Origin of the sequence: Salinispora sp. H7-4 (genome assembly GCF_013416675.1) — a bacterium.
GTDB lineage: Bacteria > Actinomycetota > Actinomycetes > Mycobacteriales > Micromonosporaceae > Micromonospora > Micromonospora vitiensis.
Genome location: NZ_JABZED010000007.1, coordinates 39,663 through 64,710 on the forward strand (window position 1 = coordinate 39,663; position 25,048 = coordinate 64,710).

A 25,048-nucleotide genomic window follows, 5' to 3' on the forward strand; every position below is an offset into this window, starting at 1 on the left:
CAGCGATTCGGAGGTGGTCCGGCCGGGCGGTCAGGCGGGAGTGGCCGGAGTCACTCCGGCGGCGAAGTCGGACTCGCCGAACGGACCCACCACCGCCAGCGACATCGGGCGCCTCAGCAACTCCGCGGCGAGCGCGTTCACGTCGGCCAGGGTAACCGCGTCCACCTGGGCCAACAGGGTGTCGACCGGCATCAGTTCGCCGTAGAGCAGCTCCCCCTTGGCCAGCCGGCTCATCCGGGAACCACTGTCTTCCAGGCCCAACACGAACGCGCCCTTGCTCATGCCCTTGCCCCGGGCCAACTCGGCTGCGGTGAGTCCGTCGGCGGCCATCCGGGCCAACTCCGCGCGGATCAACTCCAACACCTCGTTGGCGCGACCCGGCGCACAGCCGGCGTAGACGGAGAACAGGCCGCTGTCGGCGTGCTGGCTGGCGTAGGAGTAGACCGAGTAGGCCAGCCCCCGCTGCTCACGGATCTCCTGGAAGAGCCGGCTGGACATGCCGCCGCCGAGGATGTTGTTCAGCACCCCGAGGGCGAACCGACGCTCATCCCGCCGATCGATGCCGGCACCGCCGAGCACGACGTGCGCCTGCTCAGTCTCCTTCGGCCCCACCAGGGTGGTCGCCGGCTGCGTGCGTACCGCCGGGGTGGCGCTCCGGTACGTTGCGGGCGCCGCCGGGTCGGTGTCCAGGGACGTGCCCTGCAGCGCCTGCCGGACCAGCTTGACCACGCTGGAGTGGTCCAGGTTCCCCGCGGCCGCGATGACGATCCGGGGCGGGGTGTAGTGCCGCCGGTAGAAGCCTTGGATCTGTCGCCGGGTCATCGGGGTGACCGTCTGTTCCGTCCCCGAGATCAGCCGGCCGAGCGGGTGCTCACCGTAGACGGCCCGGGCGAAGAGGTCGTGTACCTCGTCGCCGGGCTCGTCGTCGTGCATGGCGATCTCCTCGAGGATCACGCCCCGCTCGACCTCCACGTCTTCCGGGGTCAGCACCGAGTCGGCGACCAGGTCGCACATCACGTCGATGGCGAGGGGCAGATCGTCGTCGAGCACCCGCGCGTAGTAGCAGGTGTATTCCTTCGTGGTGAAGGCGTTGGTCTCGCCGCCGACCGCCTCGATCGCCGACGAGATCTCCAGTGCCGACCGCCGGTGTGTCCCCTTGAACAGCAGGTGCTCAAGGAAGTGGGCGGCACCGGACTGGGGGCCGGTCTCGTCCCGGGAGCCGACCGACACCCAGATGCCGAACGAAACGCTGCGCATCGCGGGAATGGCCTCGGTGAGGACCCGCAGCCCGCTGGGGAGCACGGTCCGGCGGACCGTGCCACCCAGCGGGTCGTCGCTGAGCGTACGGGTGACGGCGCGGCTGGCCGCGCCGCCGGGAGCGCCCCGAAACGCGGCCACCCCCCATCGTTCCGGTGTGGACGGTACGGAGACAGTCCGGCTCACGAAGGGCTCTCCCGGTTCGACGAGGGGTGGATGGTGCGCTGGTCCGACGGTCAGCTGCGCCGGGTACGACGGCGCGGACGCGACTCGCCGCCGTCACCGCCGTCACCGCTGTCGCCGCTGTCGCCGCTGTCGCCACGGTCCGGGCCCCGGCCACCGCGCTCGCGGTCACCGCGGTCGCGCGGTCCCCGGTCGCCCCGGTCCCGACCCGCCGGCCGCTCGCCGGCGCCCTCCGCCGGGACCTCGGCGCCCTCCGGGCGCACCTTGTCCAGGTAGATCTTGCCCCGCTGGTCGATGTCGGCGATCTCCACCTCGACCTTGTCACCGACGTTGAGGAAGTCCTCGACCTTCTCGACGCGCTTGCCGTCGCCCACCTTGGAGATGTGCAGCAGACCGTCGCGGCCGGGAAGCAGCGAGACGAACGCGCCGAAGGCGGCGGTCTTGACCACCGTGCCGAGGAAGCGGTCGCCCGCCTTCGGCAGGGTCGGGTTCGCGATCCCGTTGATCCGCTCGACCGCGGCCTGTGCCGCGGGGCCGTTGGTCGCGCCGACGTAGATGGTGCCGTCGTCCTCGATCGAGATCTCGGCGCCCGTCTCGTCCTGGATGGCGTTGATCGTCTGCCCCTTCGGGCCGATCACCATGCCGATCTTGTCCACCGGGATCTTGACGGTGGTGACCCGCGGCGCGTAGTCACTCATCGTGGCCGGCGCCTCGATCGCCGCCTGCATCACCTGCAGGATCGTCTGCCGGGCCTCGTAGGCCTGCTGAAGCGCCGCGGCGAGCACGTCCGACGGGATGCCGTCGAGCTTGGTGTCGAGCTGCAGCGCGGTGACGAAGTCCGGCGTACCGGCGACCTTGAAGTCCATGTCACCGAAGGCGTCCTCGGCACCGAGGATGTCGGTCAGCGTCACGTACCGGGTCTTGCCCTCGACCTCGTCGGAGATCAGGCCCATGGCGATGCCGGCGACCGGCGCCTTCAGCGGCACCCCAGCGGAGAGCAGGCCGAGCGTCGAGGCGCAGACCGAGCCCATCGAGGTCGAGCCGTTGGAGCCAAGCGCCTCGGAGACCTGCCGGATCGCGTACGGGAACTCCTCACGCGAGGGCAGCACCGGGATCAGGGCCCGCTCGGCGAGCGCGCCGTGGCCGATCTCCCGCCGCTTCGGCGAGCCGACCCGGCCGGTCTCCCCGGTCGAGTACGGCGGGAAATTGTAGTTGTGCATGTAACGCTTGGACTTCTCCGGGGAGAGCGTGTCCAGGGACTGCTCCATCCGGAGCATGTTCAGCGTGGTGACGCCCATGATCTGGGTCTCACCCCGCTCGAAGAGCGCCGAGCCGTGCACCCGGGGCAGGACCCCGACCTCGGCGGTCAGCGGGCGAATGTCCCGCGGGCCACGGCCGTCCATGCGGACCTGCTCGCGCAGCACCCGGTTGCGGACCTCGGACTTGGTCAGCGACCGCAGCGCGGCGGAGAGCTCCTTCTCCCGGCCCTCGAAGCGCGGGCCGAGCTCCTCGACCACCCGGGCCTTGATCCGGTCCAGGGCCTCCTCGCGGTCGGCCTTGCCGGCGATCTTCAGGGCCTCGGCCACGTCCTCCCGGGCCAGCTCCGCGACCGCGTCGTACGCGTCGTCGGAGTAGTCGAGGAAGACCGGGAACTCGGCCACCGGCTTCGCCGCCACCTCGGCCAGCTCGCTCTGCGCGCGGCACAGTTCACGGATGGCCGGCTTGGCCGCCTCCAGCCCGCTGGCCACGACCTCCTCGGTCGGTGCGGAGGCGCCATCGGCGACCAGCTTCGCGGTGTGCTCGGTGGCCTCCGCCTCGACCATCATGATCGCGACGTCGCCGTCGGGCAGGGTCCGACCGGCGACCACCATGTCGAAGGTGGCGCGCTCCAGCTCCTCGTGGGTCGGGAAGGCAACCCAGGAGCCGTCGATGTGGGCCATCCGGGTCGCCCCGATCGGGCCGGAGAACGGCAGGCCGGAGAGCTTCGTCGACATCGAGGCGGCGTTGATGGCCACCACGTCGTACGGGTGGCTGGGGTCGAGCGCCAGGACGGTCTCGACGACCTGGACCTCGTTGCGCAGGCCCTTGACGAACGAGGGACGCAGCGGCCGGTCGATCAGCCGGCAGGTGAGGATCGCGTCCTCGCTGGGGCGCCCCTCCCGGCGGAAGAACGAACCGGGGATCCGGCCCGCCGCGTACATCCGCTCCTCGACGTCGACGGTCAGCGGGAAGAAGTCGAAGTGTTCCTTCGGCTGCCGACCAGCGGTGGTGGCGGAGAGGACGACCGTCTCGCCGAGCTGGGCGACGACGGAGCCGGCGGCCTGACGGGCCAGCCGGCCGGTGGAGAAGGTGATCACACGGGTGCCGAAGGCCCCGTTGTCGATCGTGGCGGTACGAGACTGGGTACCGAGATTACTTTCGGTCATCTGTGGTTGCGCTCCTTCGCGTCTGCGGACCGCGACGCGCAGCTGCTCAGACGGCCGGTCTTCGATCGAAGCGCCCGGGCGGATCGGCGAGGTGCCGGATGCCCGGAGGCCACTACCGGAGACCGGTGCGCTGACCGGCTCCCGGTGGTCGGGGGGTCGTGCGGCCCTGATTGTCGGAATTTCTGGCGGTGAACCGGAGCGGGGGAGCAGCCGTTCGGCCACTCCCCCGTCACGTCACCGGCGCAGACCGAGCCGCTCGATCAGCGACCGGTAGCGGCTGATGTCCTTCTTCTGCACGTAGTTGAGCAGCCGACGGCGGCGGCCGACCAGCAGCAGCAGCCCACGGCGGCTGTGGTGGTCATGCTTGTGCACCTTCAGGTGCTCGGTCAGGCCCGCGATCCGCTTGGTGAGGACGGCCACCTGGACCTCCGGCGAACCGGTGTCACCCTCGACGGTCGCGTACTCCTCGCGGATCTTGGCCTTGTCCTGCTGGTCGAGCGCCATGTTCTCCCTGTTTCGGTGGGTTGATCGGTATGGTGTCCGCCAGTTGGGCTTCGCCCGGATGGCCAGGCGGGGCCCGGCGGCGGACGGTCCTCGCACCCGCGGCGTCGTGCAGGCACGCCAGGACCCACGTCGGTCGGCCGACGTCCCTGTCAGGCTACCAGCCGGTCCGGAAGCTCCGGACCAGGGGCGGACCGGGGTGTCGAACCCGTTCGCTTTCCGTGCTCACCCCAGGGCTTGGCGGGTGCGCTCGACGTCCTCGGTCATCTGGGCCACCAACGGCTCAATCGAGTCGTAGCGGACCTGCCCGCGCAGGTGCGCCACGAAGTCCAGGGCCAGCCGCTCGCCGTACAGGTCCGCGTCGAAGTCGAGCACGTACGCCTCGACCCGCCGTTCCCGGCCGGAGAAGGTCGGGTTCGTGCCGATCGACACCGCCGCCAGCAGCGGCTCCCGCTGCCCCCGCCGCACCAGGCGGGCGGCGTAGATGCCGTCGGCCGGGACCGCGGCGTACCGGTGGCCGAGCAGGTTCGCGGTAGGGAAGCCCAGCTCGCGACCGCGTCGGTCGCCGCGGACCACCACGCCCTCCAGCCGGTGCGGCCGCCCCAACGCGCTGGCAGCGGCCACCACGTCCCCGGCGGCGACACACGACCGGATGTACGTGGAGGAGAAGACCGTCCCCGCCTCGGCCACCAGGGGTGCCCCCTCGACGGCGTAACCGAAGGTCCGACCGAGCTGCTCCAGCAACGCCACGTCCCCCGCGGCCCGATGCCCGAACCGGAAGTTCTCCCCCACCACGACCAGCGCGGCGTGCAGGTGCTCGACCAGAACGTCGTGCGCGAACGCCTCTGCCGACAGCCGGGAGAAGTCCGGGGTGAACGGCACCACGCAGAGCACGTCCACGCCGAGCGCCTCGATCAACTCGGCCTTCCGGGCCGGCTCGGTGAGCACCGCCGGGTGCGAACCCGGACGGACCACCTCGGCGGGGTGCGGATCGAAGGTGACCACCACCGACTTGACGCCGAGTTCGCGAGCCCGCGCCGCCGCGTGCCCGATGATCGCCTGGTGCCCCCGGTGCACGCCGTCGAAGACGCCGATGGTGACGACCGACCGCCCCCAGCCGCCGGGCGCCGCGTCGTACCCCCGCCACCGCTGCATAACGCTCCTCCCCTGTCGCTGTCCCGACCGCCGCGCCGTCAGGCCGGGGCCAACACGATCTCGGCACGGGCCCGACCGGCCCGCTCGCTGACGATAGCGACCAACCCGCCCGCCGGGCCGAAGACGGCGTACGGGCCGTCGATCCCCGCCGGATCCAACGGACCGCCGTGGGAGAGCACCCGCTCCTCCTCGGCGGTCGCCTCCCGGCGCGGGAAGAACCGGTCGGCCGCCGCCGCGAGGGAGAGCGTGACCACCTCGGGTGCCCGGCGCTCCAGCTCATCGAGGGTAGCGGCCTCGGCCAGGGTGAAACCGCCCACGGCGGTACGCCGCAGCGCGGTGAGGTGCCCGCCGACGCCGAGCGCATGGCCGGCGTCCCGGGCGATCGCCCGCACGTACGTGCCGGAGGAGCAGGTGACGTCCACGTCCACGTCCACCACGTCCGGCTCGTCACGCCGCAGCGCCCGCACGTCGAGCTGGGAGATGGTGACCCGCCGGGGTGGCAGGTCAACGCTGTTCCCTTCCCGGACCCGGCGGTACGCCCGCTGGCCGTCGATCTTGATGGCACTGACCGCGCTCGGCACCTGGTCCACCGCACCGGTCTGCGCCGCCAGCACGGCCCGGACCGCCTCCTCGCTCACCTGACCAGCCGGGGCGCTGGAGATCACATCCCCCTCGGCGTCGTCGGTGACCGTCGCCTGTCCCAGCCGAATCGTGGCGGCGTAGCTCTTGCCGGCCCCGATGACGTAGGTCAGCAGCCGGGTGGCTCGCCCCACGCCGAGGACCAGAACCCCGGTCGCCATCGGGTCGAGCGTGCCACCGTGCCCGACCCGCCGGGTCCGGGCCAGCCGGCGCACCCGCGCCACCACGTCGTGCGATGTCATGCCGCCGGGCTTGTCGACCACGATCAGTCCGTCTGCGCTCACGACCGCCAAGCCTGCCAGACGGGCGGGCCCGGCCGGCACCGGGACGCCCACCCGAACGACGCGCCCCACCACCGCCAGGACGAGGCGCATTGACGCCGGCTGCTATCACTAGACTGATCAGCCAGCGAAGGGTCGGGCAATGTCACGTCAGCGCCAGGGGCAGAGGCAGGACCAGAATCGGTCTCCTCGACTGCACCAGCCAGAGCAACCGCCCAACCTCCCCGCCTGGATGATCGACCCACCCTCCCCGCGCCGTACTGCTGGGGACCGGATCGCCGCAGCGCTGCTCGTGCTCCCGGGTGCCGCCACCCTGCGCCGGCGATGGCAGGTGTGGCAGGGCCGCCGCCGGCTGTACCAACGCTTCCCGAACACGATGAAGGTGGTCGGCTTCGTCGTGTCCTTCGCCGTGACCCTGGCGCTGGTGATGGCGGTGTACGTCCTGCTACCCAAATTGTCCTGACCCGAGGGGTTGGCGGCACGGGCCGGTGGTTGCGCCCGCCCGACTGGTCCGGCCCGGCCAACTCAGCCGAAGGGTGGAGCAGACGCTGGGCCGGCTACTCAGGTCCGGACGGCGCCGACGACCGCCCAGCGACCGGAGCGCAGTCGCAGCAGCAGGGCGGCCAGCCGGAGCACCACGAAAAAGGTGAGCCCAGCCCAGATCCCACCGAGTCCGAGGTCCAGTCCGTACGCCAGCCAGATGGCCGGCAGAAATCCTCCCAACGCCGCCACGATCGTGAGGTTCCGCAGGTAGCGGATGTCCCCCGCGCCGATCAACACCCCGTCCAGGGCGAAGACGACGCCCGCCAGCGGCAACATCGCGACGAACCAGGGCCAGGCCACCATCGCCTCCTCGCGGACCTGCCCATCGGCGCTGAACCAGCCCGGGACCACCCCGGCGCCAGCGGCGATGACCAGCGCGAACGCCGCGCCGCAGCCGGCGCCGAGCAACCCGATCCGGCGGGCCAGTCCACGGGCACCGGCCGCGTCGTCGGCACCCAGCGCGGCGCCGACCAGGGCCTGCGCGGCGATGGCGAGCGCGTCGAGCACCAGGGCGGTGAAGAACCAGAGTTGCAGGACGATCTGGTGGGCGCCGACCGCCGCCGCGCCGAAGCGGGCGGCCACCGCGGTCGCGGAGAGGAAGCTCGCCTGGAAGGCAACCCCGCGGATGAGCAGGTCCCGACTGAGCACAAGCTGCTGGGCGAGGACCCGGGGCCGGGGGCGGAGGGCCACCCGCTCGGCGACCAGCGCCCCGGCGAAGAGCGCACCAGAGATCGTCTGCGCCACGACGTTGGCCACCGCCGATCCGGGCAGGCCGAGCCCGACGGGATAGACCAGCACCGGGCAGAGCACCGCGGAGAGCAGACTCGGGCCGAGCACGAACCACAGCGGCCGGCGGGTGTCCTGGACGCCCCGCAACCAGCCGTTGCCAGCCGCGGCGAGGAGCAGACCCGGTGCGCCGAGCGCCGCGATCCGCAGCCACTGCGCGGCGGCGTCCGCCACGTCGTTGTCCGCCCCGACGAGGGCACGGGCGAGCACGCCGCCGCCGGCCTGCATGCCGACCGCGACGAAGACCCCTACCGCGAGCGCGAGCCAGGAGGCCTGGACCCCCTCGGCGATGGCGGCGGTGCGGTCACCAGCCCCGAACCGCCGGGCGGAGCGTCCGGTGGTGCCGTAGGCGACGACCGTGCCCAGCCAGGCGATGAGCGTCAGCACGGTGCCGCCGATCGCCAACGCGGCGAGCGGGACCCGGCCGAGGTGTCCCACCACCGCCGTGTCCACCAGCACGTACAGCGGTTCGGCAGCGAGCACCACGAGGGCGGGCAGGGCGAGCGCGGCGACCCGGCGGGGCGAGGCGGAGCGGGTTGCGGAGGCGGCCGGCGGGTTCATCGTCGCCGATCCTGACACGGCCTGGTAAGGACCGCAAACCGGACTAGTCACTTACCAACGGTTCGCGGCGCCGGACAACGGGCGGCCAGCGCCGTCCGTCGGGGAGGGCGTCAGCCAGTCGGCGACGTCACTGGCGCGTGTCCATCGAGGTCTGCAGCGCACGGCGCAACTGCTCACGCGCCTCGTCAGCGGTGTCGGGCTTGGGCTTGTTCGGCATGGGAAACCCCTTCCAGGGCGCGAGCCACCACCGCAGCGGTGGAACTCACGGGCAAGGTCTGCCACCCGCGGGCGTCCGGGGTTGCCGGAGCAGCGCACGGAGCAGCGAGCCCGGGTCGGTCCGACCCTGGAGAGCGGCGACGCCGGGTACGGCCCCACCACTCACGACCAGCACCGTCAGCACGGCATCGGTCAATACCCAAGCTATCGTTCAGGTCCGCCCACCGCCGACTGTTCCCACCATCCGGGCGGAGCCAGAGCTCCGGAGGCCGCTGGTCGGCCGGCGCGGAAGCGGCACCTCAACGAGCCAGGAAGTGCCAGCCCAGCCACCACCAGAAGCCGAAGAGCCCAATCCGGCCGACCGGCACCGAGCCGACCTCGTACCGCATGATGTACGCGCAGACCGCACCCAGGGTGGGGATACGGGACCCCTCCCGGCGGGCCGCCAACTCCACCGCGACAAAGAGCGCCACCGCCACCAGGAAACCGCCGATCGCCAGTGTCCGCATCATCGCCGCACCAGCCCCCAGAACGCGGACAACCAGGCCAGCCAACCCGCTGAGCGGATCACCCCGTCCTCCAGCAATGGATCCGCCAGCCGGGAGAAGGTCGGGAAATCATCACCAGCAGCGGCAGCGAAGGTGGTCCCCTCGAAGACCACAAACACCACCACCGGCAACGTCCACCACACCGCACCCCGGTCCAGCCGAACCGGTGCGGGCCGCCGGGGCACCCGGTTACCCAGGCCAAGCCAGATCAGGACACCACCGGTGCCGAGCGTCCACAGGTTCGCCTCAATCGAGAAGGACGGAAACCGGCCACCCACCAACGACAGGCAGACGAGCACCGGCACGGTGACAGCGGGGCGATCCCAGGCACGCGGCGCCTCGATGGTCATGTCACAGGGCTGTTCCATTCCACAATTCTGCCCACCGTTACCGACGGCGGGAAGACCGAACACCCGTAAGCCGACCCTGATCTTTGTCGGCAGATCATCTGCCGACCGGCCAGCCGGCCGTTAACCGCAAGGCTGACCTGACCGCCACCACAAGGCTGACCGCTACCGCAGGGCACCCCGACCGTTGGCGCAGGGCTCTACCCAACCGTTAGCGCAGGGCTACCCGACCGTTGCCGCGAAGCCCACCAGACCGACACCGCGCGGCCACCCCTCAACCGCCGGTCGGGGCGAGTAGCGCCTCGGCCAGCTCCCGCCGGACGGCCTCCACCACCTCGTCGGCGCCGCCCCGGCCGGTGAAGCCGGCGGCGAGCCGGTGCCCTCCGCCGCCCAACGCCATCGCCACCCGGCTCACGTCGACCGCGCCCTTACTCCGCAACGACACCGCCCACTCGCCGTCGGCGGTCTGCTTCACCACGCAGCTCACGTCGGCCTCCGCCGTGCACCGCACCGCATCGATCAGCGCCTCCAGCACGTACGCCGGCTGCCCGTGCCGGGCCAGGTCCTCCTGGCTCGCCCAGGTCCACACCAGGCCGTGACCGCCCGCCGCGGCGGGCTCCAGCCGGGCCCGACCGACCACCTCGGCGCAGAGCCGCACGGCACCGAACGGGCGGGTGTCCAGGACGCGCCGGGAGATCTCACCGGGACGGATGCCCGTGGCGAGTAGCCGGGCCGCGAACCGGTGCACCGCCGCGGTGGTGGCCGCATACCGGAACGACCCGGTGTCGGTGGTCAACGCCACGTAGAGACACTCCGCGATCTCCGCGTCGAGCGGCACCCCCAACCGGTTGAGCAGCTCGTCCACGAGCACCGCGGTGGCCGCCGCCCCGGGGTCAACCAGATTGATCGCGCCGAAGCCGGGGTTCGACACGTGGTGGTCGAGCACCAACGTGCTGCCGGCGGTCGTCAGCCGGTCAGCTAGCTCCCCCAACCGGGACTCGCTCGCCGCGTCGAAGCTGATCAGAAGGTCTGGATCGGCAACCGCCTCCGCCGCCGGCACCAGCAACTGCTCACCGGGCAGCCCGCGCAGCGGCTCCGGGAGCTGCGGCGGGCCGGGAAAGGCGGCCTGTACCTGTCGCAGACCAAGCCGGCGCAGGCCGAGAGCGAAGCCGAGCATACTGCCGAGGGCGTCCCCGTCCGGGTTCACATGACAGACCAGCAGCACCCGCCCCGCGGCCGGCACTGCCCGGACCGCGGCCACCGCCGCCGCCCAGTCGGCGTCCGCCGGCGTGGACCGTGCCCCGGCGGCGGAATCGGTCACCGCTGCTCCCCGCCCGGCGGCGGCACCTCGTCCCCGGCCGCCTCGGACTCCTCCTCCAGCCGGTACGGCTGGGCCTCACCCGCATACTCGGCCCGGGTGGCGAGGCGCTGCACCTCGGCATCCGCGTGGCGGGCCTGGGCGAGCAGGTCGTCAATGTGCTTGACCTGGTCCTGAACGTCGTCCAGGACGAAGGTCAGCGTCGGCGAGTGGCGCAGCCCCAGCGCCTTCCCCACGGTGCTGCGCAACATGCCCTTGGCGCTCTCCAATGCCGCAGCGGTGCTCGCCTGGGCGGCCGCGTCGCCGAGCACCGTGTAGAAGACCGTGGCGTCGCGGAGGTCAGCGGTGATCCGCGCATCCGTGATGGTGATCATGCCGAGCCGGGGATCCTTGATCTGGCTACGTACCACCGACGCCACCAGCTCACGCACCCGCTCCGCGTGCCGGCGCACCTTGGCCGGATCCGACATCTCGCCACCTCCAGGCGTACCGCTCCCGGCCGCCGGGCACCGGGAGTGCCCAAGCCGCCGGCCATCACCACGAACACTACCCGCGCCGCCGGTCCGCCCGTACGCCGCCGGTGCGGTGACCGCCCAGGGGGCAGACCCGCAGCGACGCCAGTGGATCAGTCGTCCGCGCCGTACAGTCGCCGCCGCACCGACAACAGTTCAACCTCGGGACGGGTGGCGACCAGTCGCTCACACGAGTCGAGCACCTCGCGTACGTGCGCCGCCGTCGCGGCCACCACCGCGACGCCGATCTCCGCCCGCCCGTGCAGGTCGAGCGCCCCCACCTCGGCGGTGGAAACCTCGACGCGGCGCAGCGCCGCCACGATCGGCCGAACATAGGACCGTTTGGCCTTCAGCGACCGGGAGTCGCCCGGCAGGAGAAGGTCGAATACCGCAGTTCCGGTGAACATCGTCCCGGAGACTACGGACGAAGCCGGACATGATCAAGGGGTTTACGCCGTCTGGCGTAAACCCCTTGACCTGTGTCCCTACCGGATCAGGCGCGCGCCTTCTCCCGCATCTCGAAGGTCTCGATCACGTCGCCGACCTGGACGTTGTTGTAGCCGCTCAGGGTCAGACCACACTCGAAGCCCTCGCGCACCTCGGTCGCGTCGTCCTTGAACCGCTTGAGCGAGCTGATGGTGAGGTTGTCCGCCACCACCGCGCCGTCACGCAGCAGCCGAGCCTTGGCGTTGCGCCGCAGCAGACCCGACCGGACGATGCAGCCGGAGATGTTGCCGACCTTGGACGAACGGAACACCTCGCGAACCTCCGCGGTGCCCAGCTCGACCTCCTCGTACTCCGGCTTGAGCAGGCCCTTGAGCGCCGCCTCGATCTCCTCGATGGCCTGGTAGATGACGGTGTAGTACCGCATCTCCACGCCCTCGCGGTCGGCCATCTCGCGGACCTTGTTGGCGGCCCGCACGTTGAAGCCGATGATCGTGACCGCCTCCGACGAGGCGCTCGCGAGCATGACGTCGCTCTCGGTGATCGCCCCGACGCCGCGGTGGATGATCCGTAGCTGGACCTCCTCGGGGATGTCGAGGTTGAACAGGGCATCCTCGAGCGCCTCCACGGAACCGGAGACGTCGCCCTTGAGCACCAGGTTGAGCGAGGTCTTCTCGCCCGCCTTGAGCTGCTCCATAAGCGTCTCGAGGGTGGCCCGGCCGCGGGAGTTGGCGAAGGCCGCCGCTCGCCGCCGTGCCTGCCGCTGCTCGGCGATCTGCCGCACGGTGCGGTCGTCCTCGGCGGCCAGGAACGTGTCGCCCGCCCCCGGCACCGCGGTCAGACCCAGCACCAGCACCGGACGAGCCGGACCCGCCTCGGCGACCTGGTTGCCGTTCTCGTCGAGCATCGCCCGAACCCGGCCGTGCGCCCCGCCGGCGACGATCGAGTCGCCCGCCCGCAGGGTGCCCTTCTGCACCAGCACCGTCGCCACCGCGCCCCGGCCCTTGTCCAGGTGCGCCTCGATCGCCACACCCTGCGCCGGGCCGTCGGTCGGAGCGGTCAACTCCAGCGACGCGTCCGCGGTCAGCAGGACCGCCTCGAGCAGGCTGTCGATACCGGTACCGGGCTTGGCCGCCACGTTGACGAACATGGTGTCGCCGCCGTACTCCTCGGCGACCAGTCCGTACTCGGTCAGCTGTTGGCGGACCTTGTCCGGGTTGGCGTCCGGCTTGTCGACCTTGTTGACCGCCACCACGATCGGCACGTCGGCCGCCTTGGCGTGGTTCAACGCCTCGATCGTCTGCGGCATCACCCCGTCGTCGGCCGCGACGACCAGGATCACGATGTCGGTGACCTGGGCGCCACGGGCACGCATGGCGGTGAACGCCTCGTGACCGGGGGTGTCGATGAAGGTGATCGCCCGGTCCTGGTCCTCGTGCGGTACGTGGACCTGGTAGGCGCCGATGTGCTGGGTGATGCCACCCGCCTCGCCGGCCACCACGTTCGCCTTCCGGATCGCGTCCAGAAGCTTCGTCTTACCGTGGTCGACGTGACCCATGACGGTCACCACCGGCGGCCGGCTGACCAGACGGTCCTCCGCCACCTCGGCGTCGAGGTCGATGTTGAACTGCGCGAGCAGCTCGCGGTCCTCGTCCTCCGGGCTGACGATCTGGACGACGAAGCCCAGGTGCTCACCCAACAGCAGCAGGGTGTCGTCGGAGCAGGACTGGGTCGCGGTCACCATCTCGCCCAGGTTGAACATCTCCTGGACCAGCGAACCCGGATTAGCGTTGATCTTGTCGGCGAAGTCCGACAGCGAGGCGCCACGGGACAACCGGACGGTCTGACCCTGCCCCCGGGGCGCACCCGAGGACATGGTCGGGGCCGACAGGTTGTCGAACTCCTGTCTGCGCTGCTTCTTCGACTTGCGACCGCGGGTCGGCCGACCACCGGGACGCCCGAAGGCACCCGCGGCACCGCCACCGCGACCACGGCCACCGCCGCCGGGACGGCCGCCACCGGGGCCGCCGCGGAAACCACCGCCGCCACCACCGGGGCCGCCGCGGTAACCACCGCCGCCGCCACCGCCGCCACCGGGGCCGCCGCGGTAACCACCGCCGCCGCCACCGCCGCCACCGGGGCCGCCACGGTAACCACCGCCGCCGCCACCGCCACCGGGGCGGCCGGCGCCGCCACCACCACCGGGACGACCGGAACCGGGACCGCCGGGACGGCCGGGACGCTGGCTCGGCATGGAGGCCGGGCTCGGCCGCGGCGGCATGGAGGCCGGGCTCGGCCGCGGCGGCATGGAGGCCGGGCTCGGCCGCGGGCCACCCGCACCGGCGGCCGGGGGACGCTGCTGGCCGCCCTGGATGCCGAACGGGTTGTTACCGGCGCCACGCGCCGGCGGACGACCGCCGGACCGGGGACCGGGGCCCGGAGTGGGCCCGCCGGAACGCCCGGCGGCCGGCGAGCCGGGCCGGGGCGGCATCGTGCCGGGACCGGGGCGGGGACCCGGACGCGGACCACCCTCGGTGGGCGGCTCCCGCCGGACGTTCTCCCGCTGCTGCTGCCGGGCAGCCTGCGCGGCCTTGACCGCGGCCTCCTGCTCGGCCTTCAGCGCGGCGGCACGCGCCTCGGCGGCCGCCACCTCGATGTCGTGGGCGCTCGCCGGCTTGGCGGCCGGGGTCGCGGACTGCGGCGGACCCGGAACCGGACCCTTGGGTTTCGGGCCGGGCGTCGGGGCACCCGGCCGCCGCGGCGGCATGGGCTTGGCCGTGACCCGGGATCCGCCCGAGGGCGGCGCCGGGGTCGGGGTCCGGGGAGGGGTTGGAGTCGGGGTCGGGGTCGGGGTCGTCGCCGCCGGCGGAGCTGCCGGCGCGGGCGAACCAGCGTTGTTGACGAACGCGTTACGCAGCCGTCGGGCGACCGGCGCCTCGACCGTGCTGGACGCGGACTTCACGAACTCGCCCATCTCCTTGAGCTTGGCGAGAACGGTCTTGCTTTCGACCCCGAGCTCCTTGGCGAGCTCGTGTACGCGGGCCTTTCCTGCCACTGCACTCCTCATTCCGAGGTCGTGCGGGCAGCACCCGCAGCGACCTCACTCGTGCACTTGAAGCCTGGTCATTTCTGCGACTTCATCGTGTGCTCATGTCGGTCGTCCTACCTTGCTAGCGACCCGCGTCCGGTCGGGTTGGCCGGACGTCGTGGCTGGCGCATCGAGGTGCCTCGCAAGCTCACCGTGGTCGGGGACCCCGATGACGCGCAGCGCCCGCCCGAAAGCACGACGCCGCACCGCCTGCGTGAAGCAGGCCGGGTCTGGGTGCACGTGCGCCCCCCGACCCGGCATCCTGCGGGCCGGGTCGGGACGGAGGCTGTGACCAGCCCCAGCACCCACCGCGACAACCCGCAGCAGTTCCTTGGTTGACGCTCGAGACCGGCAACCCACACAGGTGCGCTCCGGCAGCGCGCGTCGTACCACTGGGAAAGTCTACCCCTACCCTCCAGAGATCGCGCGGCCCGGCTCCGGGACGTGATCGACATCGGGGTCGCCCGCCGGACGGGCCGGCTCGACGTCGGAGCGAATATCAATCCGCCAACCGGTCAACCGGGCGGCAAGCCGGGCGTTCTGCCCCTCTCGCCCAATAGCCAGTGAAAGTTGGAAATCCGGCACCGTCACCCGGGCGGTACGGGAGGCCAGGTCAACCACCTCCACCCGGAGGGCCTTGGCTGGCGAGAGCGCGTTGCCGACGAAGGCCGCCGGATCCTCCGACCAGTCAATAATGTCGATCTTCTCCCCGTGCAGCTCACCCATGACCGCCCGCACCCGCTGACCCATCGGCCCGATGCAGGCACCCTTGGCGTTCACCCCCGCCGCGGTGGAGCGGACCGCGATCTTCGTACGGTGACCTGCCTCACGGGCGATCGCGGTGATCTCCACCGTGCCGTCGGCGATCTCCGGCACCTCGAGGGCGAAGAGCTTCTTCACCAACGCCGGGTGCGAGCGGGACAGGGTCACCTGCGGACCGCGTACGCCCTTGGCCACGTGCACCACGACGCAGCGCACCCGCTCGCCGTGCGCGTACTGCTCACCGGGGACCTGCTCCGACTGGGGCAGCACCCCCTCCAGCTTGCCCAGATCCACGCTGACGATGCCCTTCTCGGCACGCGCCTCGTGCGCCTGGACCACCCCGGTCACCAGGTCACCGTCCCGGCCCACGTACTCGCCGAAGTGCACCTCGTCGGTGGCCTCCCGCAGCCGCTGAAGAATCACCTGCTTGGCGGTCATCGCCGCGATCCGACCGAAGTCGTGCGGGGTGTCGTCCCACTCCCGCACCACACCGCCGTCGGGCTCCACCTCCTGGGCGAAGACCAAGGCCGCGCCGGTCTTACGGTCGATCTCCACCCGGGCGTGCGGCTGCGCACCCTCGGTGTGCCGGTACGCCGTCAGCAGCGCGGTCTCAATCGCCGCGAGGATCGTGTCGAACGGGATTTCCCGCTCACGCTCCAGTGCGCGCAGCGCCGCGAGGTCGATGTTCACCTCTCCTCGCCCTCCACATCATCATCGTCGTCGAAATCGCCGGCCTCGTCGGCGCCGTCAGCGCCATCCGCCTCGCCCGGGCGGGTGAACTCGATCTGCACCCGTCCCGGGCCCAACTCGGCGTGGCGCCACGCCGTCCGGCCGGCGTCGGTCTCCAACACCACCTGCTCATCGTCCGCCTCGACCACCCGGCCGGTTACCTGGCGGTCGCCGGTCTCCGGCCCACCCCGCACCATGACCCGTACCAGCCGGCCGGCGTTCCGCCGCCAGTGCCGGGGGAGGGTGAGCGGGCGGGACACCCCCGGCGAGCTGACCTCGAGTTGGTACTCGCCGGCGACGAGGTCCCCGCGCTCCTCCTCGGCCGCGTCCAGGGCTGCGGAGACGGCCCGCGAGACGTCGGCGACGCCGTCCAGGTCGATACCACCGTCGGCGTCGACAATCACCTGCACCACGTGGCGCCGGCCGGCCCGGGAGATCGACAGCTCCTCCAGGTCGTATCCGGCCGCACCGATGACCGGTTCGACGACCTCGTGCAACCGAGCCCGCCGGCTGGCGAGATCACCGCCGCGGCCGACCCGACCGGCGCTGCGCTGGCCACCCGTGCGCCGCGGTCGCCCCGTCGGCCCGGTGGGCCTGGTGGCCCGGCCACGCTGGCTCATCTAGCGCCCCTATCTGCTGTTGGCGGCACCCGGTCGGTCGCCATAGCCACACGCCACCGGGGCGGACGCGCCGGTGGTTGCGCAGAGCGTAACGCGCTGCCCGTCAGTCGGATGGGCCGGCGCACCGACTCCGGCCAACGCGAGGGGGGCCAGCATGGTGTTGACTTGGACGGTGATGGGCAAAACGACGCAGCCGGACCCACTTCCGGACGGAACAATGAGACATTCCAGACGAAAAGTGCTACGAGTAGGCGCCCTCCTGACCCTCGGTGGCGCCGTACCGTCGCTCACCGGCTGTGATCCGTTCAACCAGGAACCACCCCCACCCGACCCACTCGCCCCCATGGTGGATGAGGCGCTCGCGCTCGCCGCGGCCTACCGGGACGCCACCACGACGCACCCCACGCTGGCCGAACGGCTGACGCCGATCACCGAAGCGCACGCCGCGCACGCGGCGGAGCTGGCCCGGATCACCAAGGTGGCCCTACCGTCGGCCACCCCGACCACCAGCACCCCCGCCAACGCCGACGCGACCCTCACCGGGCTACGCGAACGCGAACGGGCAGCCGGCGAGTCGGCCACCCGGGCCTGCCTGGCCGCACCGGCCGAGCGGGCCGCCCTGCTCGCCAGCATCGCCGCGGCCCGCGCCAGCCACCTGGAGGCGCTGCAGTGAACACCCCCACCCCGGGCGCGAGCTCCGCCCACGCCGCGGCCCTGACCGCCGAATACGCCGCCATCTGGGCCTACGGCCCGATCGGCGTACGCCTGACCGGCCCCACCCAGGAGGCGGCCCGCGATGCCGAGGCGACACACCGGCGCCGCCGAGACGACCTGGTGCTGCACCTCACCGACGCTGGTGACAGCCTCCCGGCCGACCAGGCCGGCTACGCCCTACCGTTCCCCGTCACCGACGAGGCGAGCGCCCTCCGGCTCGCCGTTGACGTCGAGGAACGGACGGCGGGATTCTGGCAGGCGGCGGTGGCCGCCACCAGCGGCGCCGAGCGGGAACGGGCGCTCGCGGCGCTGGTTGACTGTGCGGTGCGGGCCACCCGCTGGCGGCGAACCGCGGGGATCACCCCCCTGACCACGCCCTTCCCCGGAAGGACCGCCTGACCCCGTTCGGCGACGGTCGGCGACCGCGGGCCCGGAGCATCGACGCGGGCCGCAGGTCGGCAGAATGCTCCCATGTCCATTCTGGGTTCCCTCACCCGTCGGGTCGGCCACCACCGCTGGTTCAGCACCGCCGCCCGGCTCCTCGTCCCGGTTGACCGCGCGGTCGGACGGCTCAGCCGCGGGCGGGTGATCGCCCTCGGGCTTCTCCCGTCGCTGGTCATCACCACGACCGGCCGCCGCTCCGGCCAACCCCGCAGCAACCCCCTGCTGTACGTGCCGGACGGGGACGGCTACGTGGTGGTCGGGTCGAACTGGGGACAGACCCACCAGCCCGCCTGGGCGTTGAACCTGCTCGCCACCCCCCACGCCGAGGTGGACATCAAGGGGCGCCGGTTTCCGGTACGCGCCGACACACCCGAGGGCGCCGAACAGGACCGACTCTGGCAGTTGCTGGTGACCGAGTGGCCGGCCTACCAGACCTACGTGCAGCGGGCCGGCGACCGCAAGATCCACATGTTCCGGCTGGTACCCGTCGCCGGATAACCGGCTCCTCCTACAGCCCGCCCTGGACCCCGATCAGGGTGCCGATACCGTAGGTCGCGGCGGCGGCGAGGCCACCCAGCAGCAGCTGACGCAGGCCCGCCGTCCACCAGCGCCGGCTGGTGAACCGGGCGACGATCGCACCGGCCAGGAAGAGGCCGAGGCCGCCGACGCCGAGCGCCAGCCAGAGACTGGTACTGCCGAGCAGATAGGGCAGCAGCGGCACCAGGGCGCCGACGGAGAAGCAGACAAACGACGAGAACGCCGCCGCCCACGGGCTCGGCTGGTCGTCCGGGTTGACGCCCAACTCCTCCCGGACGTGCACCCGCAGCGCCTCCTCGGGATTGCGCCGCACCGCCTCCGCAACCTGCGTCGCGAGCTCCCGGGGCAGGCCGCGGGCCACCCAGGTGTCCGCCAGTTCGCGCGCCTCGACCTCGGGATGCCGTTCCAGCTCCCGCCGCTCCTTGGCCACCTCCGCGGCGACCTGTTCGTTGGCCGACCGGACGCTGGTGTATTCCCCCAGCCCCATGGAGATGGCGCCGGCGACCAGGCCGGCGGTGCCGGTGAGGAGCACGGCCCGCGCCGACACCCCACCGCCACCCACCCCAGCGATCAGGGCGATGTTGGTGACCAGTCCGTCCATCGCGCCGAAGACCGCGGGGCGCAGCCAGCCTCCGGAGACGTCCGCGTGGTGTGCCTCCCGCAGCGCCGCCGGGGTCTCGGTCACGGCAGGGTGAGAATCTCGTGGCCGTCGTCGGTCACGAGAATCGTGTGCTCGAACTGGGCGGTCCACTTCCGGTCCTTGGTCACCACAGTCCAGCCGTCATCCCACATGTCGTACTGGTAGGTGCCGAGGGTGATCATCGGCTCGATGGTGAAGGTCATGCCCGGCTCCATCACGTCGGTGGGCCGCGGGCTGTCGTAGTGCGGCACGTAGAGCCCGCTGTGGAACGCCTCGCCGATACCGTGCCCGGTGAAGTCACGCACCACGCCGTAGCCGAAGCGCTTCGCGTACGACTCGATCACCCGACCGATCACGTTGATCTGCCGACCGGGTGCGACCGCCCGGATGCCTCGCATCGTCGCCTTGTGGGTCCGCTCGACCAGCAACCGGACCTCCTCGCTCACCTCACCCGCACAGAAGGTGGCATTGGTGTCACCGTGCACCCCGTCGAGGAAGGCAGTGACATCGACGTTGATGATGTCACCGTCCTGGAGCACCGTCGAGTCGGGGATGCCGTGGCAGATCACCTCGTTCAGGCTGGTGCAGCAGGACTTGGGAAACCCCCGGTAGCCCAGCGTTGACGGGTAGGCGCCGTGGTCACAGAGGAACTCGTGCACCACCCGATCGATCTCGTCGGTGGAGACGCCCGGCTTGCAGTGTTCGCCCGCGAGCGCAATGGCCTGTGCCGCCAACCGCCCGGCGGCCCGCATCCGCTCGATAGTCTCCGGTGTCTGCACATGTGAGCCACGCCACTGCCTGGGCTCCTTCTTGCCCACGTACTCGGGTCGGGGAATGTGGGCGGGCACCTGTCGCCAGGGAGAGAGCGTGCCGGGGGTCAACGGCGCACGGACGGTCATGGCGCAAGCCTAACGCCGCGACCTCTACGCCGCGTGGCGCCCATCGTGCCCCGGACCGTCCCGGACCGTGCCGGACGAGCACACGCGCCGCCCGAAATGATTTGCCCCACTGCCCACCCCGGCCGCATCCTGACTGCGGTGACCAGGCCCGATCCGGACGGGCCAGCGCCGGGCGCTCGGCAACGCCCGGCGGAGCGGTGGTGCGGGATCCAACCTCTCTCTCACGTACGGTGATCCGCCGTACCCGATGGGTTCCGCGCCACCGCTCCCCGCCCACGGAGCCGGGCCGTGATCGCACCCGCCGGCCCCGGCACACCGAACCAGTAGCCCTGCCCGGTGTCGCAACGCAGTGCCCGCAGCCGCTCGGCCTGCACCCCGGTCTCCACCGCCTCCGCGGTGACCGACAACCCGAGCGCCCGCGCCAGCCGCACCAGGGCGTCCACGATCTGCTCGTCCCGATGGCCGGCCGCCTGCCCGGGTCCGCCCTCGCGCAGTCCCTCCACGAACAGGCCCGCCAACTTCAACGACCGGATCGGCAGCCGGCGCAGATACGCCAGATTCGAGTAGCCGGTGCCGAAGTCGTCGATGGCCAGCCCCACCCCCAGCCCGGCCAGCCGGTGCAACGCCCGCAGCGGCTCCCCCGCGGTACCCATCACGGCGCTCTCGGTCAGCTCCAACTGCAGGAGCTCGGCGGGGAGCCCGCTGTCGGTCAACGCCTCCGCCACCACGTCCACGATGCCCGGGTGTTCCACCTGACGCGCGGCGAGATTGACGCTGACGACCAGGCGGGCCTCCGGAACCTCGCGTCGCCAGGTGTCGGCGTCCCGGCACGCCCGGCGCAGCACCCACTCCCCGAGTTGGACGATCAACCCGGTCTCCTCGGCCAGCCCGATGAACCGGGCCGGGCCAAGCCGACCCAGCGTGGGATGCTGCCAGCGGACAAGCGCCTCCACCGCCAGCATCGCGCCGTCCCGCAGGGAGACGATCGGCTGGTAGTCCAGCACGAACTCATCCCGCTCCAGGGCCGCCGGCAGTCCGGCGGCCAACGTGGATCGGGCGATCTCGCGCGCGCTTCGCTCCCGGTCCCAGACCGCCCACCGGCCACGCCCCTCGGCCTTGGCCCAGTACAGCGTGGTGTCGGCGGCCTTCATCAGCTCCGACGGGTCGGTCGTCTGCACTGGGCACTCGACGATGCCGACGCTCGCCGAAACCATGAGCTGGTGGTCACCGATCCGAATCGGTGCGGCCACGGCCGCGAGTGCGGCCTCCGCGACACTCACCACGTCGTCGAGGGACTCCCCGTCGTCGACCAGGATGACGAACTCGTCGCCCCCCATCCGGGCCACCAGATGCCCGAACCCGGCGACGCAGTCCGACAACCGGTCGGCGATCACCACGAGCAGCTGGTCGCCCAGATCGTGACCAAGGCTGTCGTTGACCGCCTTGAACCCGTCCAGGTCCAGGAAGCAGACCCCGACCGGGTGACCGGCGCCGGCGTTGTCGAAGACCATCCCGAGGGTCTCAAAGAAGAGGGTCCGGTTGGGCAGGCCGGTGAGCGGGTCGTGCAGTGCCTGAAACCGGAGCCGCTGCTGGAGCTCGTAACGCTCGGTGATGTCCTCGACCACCGCGACGGTGAACCGGGGACGGCCGTCGTCGAATCGGACCAAGGACACCGCCAGGTCGGTCCAGACGGTGGTGCCGTCCTTGCGGTAGTACCGCTTCTCGATCCGGACGGTGTCCCGCTTGCCCTCGACGACCTCCTGGTACAGCTCCCAGATCCCGGCCGCGTCGTCGGGGTGGAACAGCGACGACACGTTGCGCCGCCGCAACTCCTCGATCGGGTAGCCGAGCATGTCGGCGAAAGCCTGGTTGACATCGATGATCTGGCCATCGACCAGGCCGATACCGATCCCGATGGCGGCACCGGAGAAGACCGCGCGGAACCGGGCCTCGCTGTCCCGCAACGCCCGCTCCACCTCGTCCCGCGCCTGCCAGGCCGAGCGGGCGATCCGCTCCTGCTGGGTGAAGGTGCGCTCCCGTAGCGCGCCGGCGAATCCGGCTGCCATCGCGCCCTGCAACGCCGCGACCCGGGTCGCCACCTCCTCCGTACCGACCAGGTCGGGCAGCACCCGGGCAAGGAACCGGTCACCGAGCGCCCGGACCGACCAGTCGAGCACCCCCGGCTCGGTCAGGTGCGCCTCGGCCAGCGCCTGGCCGACCTGGGCCGCGGGCTGGGACGAGAACGGCTCGGCACGCAGCGCCTGGGCCAGCCGGACGGTGTGCAGGTGCAGCAGCCGCTGGGTCTCCGCAGCGCTGAACGGGACGAAGCCGAGCCGGCGTACGGCGCGGGCCCACTCGGCCGCATACCCCGCGGCGCCGGCCTGGCTACGGTCGCGCCCTCCCGGCTCCAGGACGACGGCCACCGCGATCAGCCGCCCGATTGGTCGTGCCGGGCAACCCCGCCGAAGGCACCGAACTGCGCCGGATTGTCATCCACGTCGGAGGCGGAGTCCGGCCGCCACAACGGCATGTGGACCACCCCCGGCTCCAGCAGGGTCCAGTCTCCGAAGAAGCCGGTGATCTCGGCACGGGACCGGAGGGTGATCTCGGTGTCGGTACGCGCCGACAACCGCTGGGCATCGAGCATCTCCTGCGGCTGGTCCTCGAAGGTGGAGTGTGAGAGCACCAGACAGCTTCCGGGCGCGGCGGCGGCCCGGAGCGTGGCGAGGAGGCCACCCGGGCGATCGTCGTCGGCGATGAAGTGCACCACCCCGGCGAGCAGAATGCCCAGCGGCCGGTCGAAGTCCAGCAGCTTCAGTGCCCGGGCCTGCGCCAGGATCTGACCGGGGTCGCGCAGGTCGGCGTGGATGACCCCGGTCCGGTCGTTGCCCACCAGCAGCTCCCGGCTGTGCGCCACCGCGACCGGGTCGATGTCGACGTAGACGATCCGGGCGTTCGGGTTGACCGCCTGGGCCACCTCGTGCACGTTACCGACGGTCGGGATACCGGAGCCGATGTCGAGGAACTGGTCGATGCCCTCGTGCAGCAGCACCCGGACCGCCCGGCGGAGAAACTCGCGGCCGGCGCGCATGGTGCCGGCGAGGTTCGGCGTCATGCTGGCGATCTGCTCGGCGAGCTGCCGATCAATCTCGAAATTGTGGGCCCCGCCGAGAAAGTAGTCATACACCCGGGCCGCGCTCGGGCGAGAAAGGTCGATCTCAGCGGGAAGTCCATCCTGCTTCTGCACAGTGCTACACCCCAGTTCGTCGCCGCGGTGCGGGAGGGGACCGGTGTCGAGGGCGCGTGCGGACACGCGGAGGTCACCGGCCGACCCGCGGATCATCAGGTGCCCACAACTGTAGGCGTGCGTCGATGCGGACGGGAGGGTGTGGGCGGGCCACCGGTCACCGGTGTGGGCGGGCCACCGGTCATCCCGCCGACTCCAACAGCAGCGAGATGCCCTGGCCCACCCCGACACACATCGTGGCCAGCGCCCGCCGGCCGCCCCGGCGCCGCAGCTCCAGGGCAGCGGTCAGCGCCAGCCGGGCCCCACTCGCGCCGAGCGGATGCCCCAACGCGATCGCGCCCCCGTTCGGGTTGACCTGCTCGGCGTCCGCCGGCAGACCCAGTTCCCGCAGGACCGCCACCGCCTGCGCGGCGAACGCCTCGTTCAGCTCGACCACGTCCAGGTCGCCCACCGCCAGGCCGAGCCGGTCGAGGAGCCGGCGGGTGGCAGGCGCCGGGCCGACGCCCATCACCCGCGGCGGCACACCGGCCGCGGCGGCGCCGACGACCCGGGCCAACGGGTTCAGGTCGTACCGGGTCAGTGCCGCCTCGGAGGCCACCAGCAGCGCCACCGCGCCGTCGTTGACGCCGGAGGAGTTACCGGCGGTGATCGTGCCCCCCGCCCGGAACGGGGTGGGCAGCGCGGCCAGTTTCGCCAGCGACGTCTCCCGCGGATGTTCGTCGACCTCGACCAGCGTCGTCCCCCGCCGACCGGCCGGAGCCGACACCGGCACGATCTCCTCGGCGAGCCGGCCGTCGGCCTGGGCCTTGGCCGCGCGCTGCTGGGAGCGGTACGCGAACTCGTCCTGGGTGGCCCGCGTGACACCGTACTCGGCGGCCACGTTCTCCGCGGTCTCCGGCATCGAGTCGATACCCCACCCCTGTTCCAGCAACGGGTTGACCAGCCGCCAGCCGATGGTGGTGTCGTAGACCTCCGCGTTGCGGGAGAACGCCGTCTCGGCCTTGGGCAGGACGAACGGCGCCCGGCTCATGCTCTCCACCCCGCCGGCCAGCACCAGGTCGGCCTCGCCGGCGACGACGGAACGGGCGGCGAGGGCGAGGGCGTCCAGGCCGGAGCCGCAGAGCCGGTTCACCGTGCTGCCGGGGACCTGCTCGGGCAGCCCGCCGAGCAGCGCCGCCATCCGGGCCACGTTGCGGTTGTCCTCGCCGGCCTGGTTCGCGCAGCCCAGGATCACGTCGTCGGTCCGGGCCCAGTCCACCGTCGGGTACCGCATCACCAACTCCCGGATCACGTGCGCGGCCAGGTCGTCGGGGCGGACGCCGGCGAGCGCCCCGCCGTACCTCCCGATCGGGGTACGGACACCAGCCACCAGATATGCCACGGTCATCGCGAGTCCTTCGGGGGTGGGAAGGCCGGGGGATGGAACGGACCCGGATCCCGGGTAACGCTCCGGCGTCAGAATATCGACGCCCGGACCAGCGGGGTCGCAGGTGCCCGAGCCACCCGGGTGGGGAGGATCACCGGCCAGCCGCTCCCCGGACCAGGGAGAACGGTGTATCGTCATCCGGCAATGACCAACGTCTGGAATCTCACCGTGCGCTTGTACGTCGACCTTCGACGGCAGGCCAGCGGTGTCTGTCCGGCGCGGCCG

At 71.8% G+C, this 25,048-nt stretch carries 24 protein-coding genes; 4 read left to right on the top strand and 20 right to left on the bottom strand.

The features are described from left to right. Positions 1-30 precede the first annotated feature (30 nt). The 5 genes from H0524_RS08090 to truB form a co-directional block, all read right to left on the bottom strand. Complete coding sequence (locus tag H0524_RS08090) at positions 31-1,398, bottom strand: M16 family metallopeptidase (protein WP_375371996.1); 1,368 nt, start codon at positions 1,396-1,398, stop codon at positions 31-33. 95 nt (positions 1,399-1,493) lie between these two features. Further along, positions 1,494-3,866 (bottom strand): polyribonucleotide nucleotidyltransferase, encoded by a 2,373-nt coding sequence (locus H0524_RS08095; protein WP_180198103.1) that lies wholly within the window; start codon positions 3,864-3,866, stop codon positions 1,494-1,496. Positions 3,867-4,100: 234 nt separating this feature from the next. Then, on the bottom strand, positions 4,101-4,370 hold the full coding sequence (gene rpsO / locus H0524_RS08100; RefSeq protein WP_018728255.1) for a 30S ribosomal protein S15: 270 nt from the start codon (positions 4,368-4,370) through the stop codon (positions 4,101-4,103). A 222-nt stretch (positions 4,371-4,592) separates the two neighbouring features. After that, positions 4,593-5,522: a bifunctional riboflavin kinase/FAD synthetase gene (locus H0524_RS08105; RefSeq protein WP_180198104.1), complete on the bottom strand. Its 930-nt coding sequence runs from the start codon at positions 5,520-5,522 to the stop codon at positions 4,593-4,595. A gap of 38 nt (positions 5,523-5,560) precedes the next feature. Then, positions 5,561-6,535, bottom strand: a complete 975-nt coding sequence (truB, locus tag H0524_RS08110) for a tRNA pseudouridine(55) synthase TruB (protein WP_180198105.1) — start codon at positions 6,533-6,535, stop codon at positions 5,561-5,563. Positions 6,536-6,584: 49 nt separating this feature from the next. Here truB and H0524_RS08115 point away from each other — a divergent pair, with 49 nt between their 5' ends. Beyond that, complete coding sequence (locus H0524_RS08115) at positions 6,585-6,905, top strand: hypothetical protein (protein ID WP_180198106.1); 321 nt, start codon at positions 6,585-6,587, stop codon at positions 6,903-6,905. Between the two features lie 98 nt (positions 6,906-7,003). On the opposite strand, the gene H0524_RS08120 is transcribed toward H0524_RS08115, so the two are convergent. The 10 genes from H0524_RS08120 to rimP form a co-directional block, all read right to left on the bottom strand. Beyond that, complete coding sequence (locus tag H0524_RS08120) at positions 7,004-8,332, bottom strand: MATE family efflux transporter (protein WP_180198107.1); 1,329 nt, start codon at positions 8,330-8,332, stop codon at positions 7,004-7,006. A 515-nt stretch (positions 8,333-8,847) separates the two neighbouring features. Then, entirely contained in the window at positions 8,848-9,057 is a 210-nt protein-coding gene (locus tag H0524_RS08125; protein ID WP_180198431.1) for a DUF6186 family protein, read from the bottom strand. Then, on the bottom strand, positions 9,057-9,464 hold the full coding sequence (locus H0524_RS08130) for a hypothetical protein (RefSeq protein ID WP_180198108.1): 408 nt from the start codon (positions 9,462-9,464) through the stop codon (positions 9,057-9,059). Before H0524_RS08130 ends, H0524_RS08125 begins: the two co-directional genes overlap by 1 nt. Before the next feature lie 253 nt (positions 9,465-9,717). Further along, on the bottom strand, positions 9,718-10,764 hold the full coding sequence (locus H0524_RS08135) for a bifunctional oligoribonuclease/PAP phosphatase NrnA (RefSeq protein WP_180198109.1): 1,047 nt from the start codon (positions 10,762-10,764) through the stop codon (positions 9,718-9,720). Continuing rightward, the gene (gene rbfA, locus H0524_RS08140) at positions 10,761-11,231 is read right to left on the bottom strand and encodes a 30S ribosome-binding factor RbfA (protein WP_180198110.1); all 471 of its coding nucleotides are present in this window, start codon (positions 11,229-11,231) and stop codon (positions 10,761-10,763) included. Before rbfA ends, H0524_RS08135 begins: the two co-directional genes overlap by 4 nt. A 155-nt stretch (positions 11,232-11,386) precedes the next feature. Then, positions 11,387-11,680, bottom strand: coding sequence for a DUF503 domain-containing protein (locus H0524_RS08145; protein ID WP_018728247.1), 294 nt, complete (start codon positions 11,678-11,680; stop codon positions 11,387-11,389). A gap of 86 nt (positions 11,681-11,766) precedes the next feature. Further along, positions 11,767-14,772 (bottom strand): translation initiation factor IF-2, encoded by a 3,006-nt coding sequence (infB, locus tag H0524_RS08150; protein WP_180198111.1) that lies wholly within the window; start codon positions 14,770-14,772, stop codon positions 11,767-11,769. A 93-nt stretch (positions 14,773-14,865) separates the two neighbouring features. Next, positions 14,866-15,198 carry a YlxR family protein gene (locus H0524_RS08155; protein ID WP_180198112.1) on the bottom strand — a complete coding sequence of 111 codons (333 nt, stop codon included), beginning with the start codon at positions 15,196-15,198 and terminating at the stop codon, positions 14,866-14,868. A gap of 15 nt (positions 15,199-15,213) precedes the next feature. Continuing rightward, positions 15,214-16,257 carry a transcription termination factor NusA gene (gene nusA, locus H0524_RS08160; RefSeq protein WP_180198113.1) on the bottom strand — a complete coding sequence of 348 codons (1,044 nt, stop codon included), beginning with the start codon at positions 16,255-16,257 and terminating at the stop codon, positions 15,214-15,216. Beyond that, a complete protein-coding gene (gene rimP / locus H0524_RS08165) occupies positions 16,254-16,916 on the bottom strand; it encodes a ribosome maturation factor RimP (RefSeq protein ID WP_180198114.1) in 663 nt (220 codons plus the stop codon). The genes nusA and rimP overlap by 4 nt, the downstream gene beginning before the upstream one ends. A gap of 238 nt (positions 16,917-17,154) precedes the next feature. Here rimP and H0524_RS08170 point away from each other — a divergent pair, with 238 nt between their 5' ends. The 3 genes from H0524_RS08170 to H0524_RS08180 all read left to right on the top strand — a co-directional run bounded on the left by H0524_RS08170 (position 17,155) and on the right by H0524_RS08180 (position 18,572). Beyond that, complete coding sequence (locus tag H0524_RS08170) at positions 17,155-17,589, top strand: hypothetical protein (protein WP_180198432.1); 435 nt, start codon at positions 17,155-17,157, stop codon at positions 17,587-17,589. Continuing rightward, complete coding sequence (locus H0524_RS08175) at positions 17,586-18,029, top strand: ferritin-like domain-containing protein (protein ID WP_180198115.1); 444 nt, start codon at positions 17,586-17,588, stop codon at positions 18,027-18,029. Before H0524_RS08170 ends, H0524_RS08175 begins: the two co-directional genes overlap by 4 nt. Positions 18,030-18,101: 72 nt before the next feature. Beyond that, complete coding sequence (locus H0524_RS08180) at positions 18,102-18,572, top strand: nitroreductase family deazaflavin-dependent oxidoreductase (RefSeq protein WP_180198116.1); 471 nt, start codon at positions 18,102-18,104, stop codon at positions 18,570-18,572. 10 nt (positions 18,573-18,582) lie between these two features. On the opposite strand, the gene H0524_RS08185 is transcribed toward H0524_RS08180, so the two are convergent. The 5 genes from H0524_RS08185 to pcaF form a co-directional block, all read right to left on the bottom strand. Further along, entirely contained in the window at positions 18,583-19,296 is a 714-nt protein-coding gene (locus H0524_RS08185; RefSeq protein WP_180198117.1) for a VIT1/CCC1 transporter family protein, read from the bottom strand. Beyond that, complete coding sequence (gene map / locus H0524_RS08190; protein ID WP_180198118.1) at positions 19,293-20,150, bottom strand: type I methionyl aminopeptidase; 858 nt, start codon at positions 20,148-20,150, stop codon at positions 19,293-19,295. The genes H0524_RS08185 and map overlap by 4 nt, the downstream gene beginning before the upstream one ends. Before the next feature lie 221 nt (positions 20,151-20,371). Further along, complete coding sequence (locus H0524_RS08195; protein WP_180198119.1) at positions 20,372-22,573, bottom strand: EAL domain-containing protein; 2,202 nt, start codon at positions 22,571-22,573, stop codon at positions 20,372-20,374. Between the two features lie 5 nt (positions 22,574-22,578). Then, positions 22,579-23,397: an SAM-dependent methyltransferase gene (locus H0524_RS08200; protein ID WP_180198433.1), complete on the bottom strand. Its 819-nt coding sequence runs from the start codon at positions 23,395-23,397 to the stop codon at positions 22,579-22,581. Between the two features lie 181 nt (positions 23,398-23,578). Continuing rightward, positions 23,579-24,784: a 3-oxoadipyl-CoA thiolase gene (gene pcaF, locus H0524_RS08205; RefSeq protein WP_180198120.1), complete on the bottom strand. Its 1,206-nt coding sequence runs from the start codon at positions 24,782-24,784 to the stop codon at positions 23,579-23,581. Positions 24,785-25,048 lie beyond the last annotated feature (264 nt).

Coding starts and splice junctions, on each gene's coding strand:
- H0524_RS08095 (WP_180198103.1), bottom strand. CDS start 3,866: ATGACCGAAAGTAATCTCGGTACCCAGTCTCGTACCGCCACGATCGAC.
- rpsO (WP_018728255.1), bottom strand. CDS start 4,370: ATGGCGCTCGACCAGCAGGACAAGGCCAAGATCCGCGAGGAGTACGCG.
- H0524_RS08105 (WP_180198104.1), bottom strand. CDS start 5,522: ATGCAGCGGTGGCGGGGGTACGACGCGGCGCCCGGCGGCTGGGGGCGG.
- truB (WP_180198105.1), bottom strand. CDS start 6,535: ATGCGCCTCGTCCTGGCGGTGGTGGGGCGCGTCGTTCGGGTGGGCGTC.
- H0524_RS08115 (WP_180198106.1), top strand. CDS start 6,585: ATGTCACGTCAGCGCCAGGGGCAGAGGCAGGACCAGAATCGGTCTCCT.
- H0524_RS08120 (WP_180198107.1), bottom strand. CDS start 8,332: ATGAACCCGCCGGCCGCCTCCGCAACCCGCTCCGCCTCGCCCCGCCGG.
- H0524_RS08125 (WP_180198431.1), bottom strand. CDS start 9,057: ATGCGGACACTGGCGATCGGCGGTTTCCTGGTGGCGGTGGCGCTCTTT.
- H0524_RS08130 (WP_180198108.1), bottom strand. CDS start 9,464: ATGGAACAGCCCTGTGACATGACCATCGAGGCGCCGCGTGCCTGGGAT.
- rbfA (WP_180198110.1), bottom strand. CDS start 11,231: ATGTCGGATCCGGCCAAGGTGCGCCGGCACGCGGAGCGGGTGCGTGAG.
- H0524_RS08145 (WP_018728247.1), bottom strand. CDS start 11,680: ATGTTCACCGGAACTGCGGTATTCGACCTTCTCCTGCCGGGCGACTCC.
- rimP (WP_180198114.1), bottom strand. CDS start 16,916: ATGAGCCAGCGTGGCCGGGCCACCAGGCCCACCGGGCCGACGGGGCGA.
- H0524_RS08180 (WP_180198116.1), top strand. CDS start 18,102: ATGTCCATTCTGGGTTCCCTCACCCGTCGGGTCGGCCACCACCGCTGG.
- map (WP_180198118.1), bottom strand. CDS start 20,150: ATGACCGTCCGTGCGCCGTTGACCCCCGGCACGCTCTCTCCCTGGCGA.
- pcaF (WP_180198120.1), bottom strand. CDS start 24,784: ATGACCGTGGCATATCTGGTGGCTGGTGTCCGTACCCCGATCGGGAGG.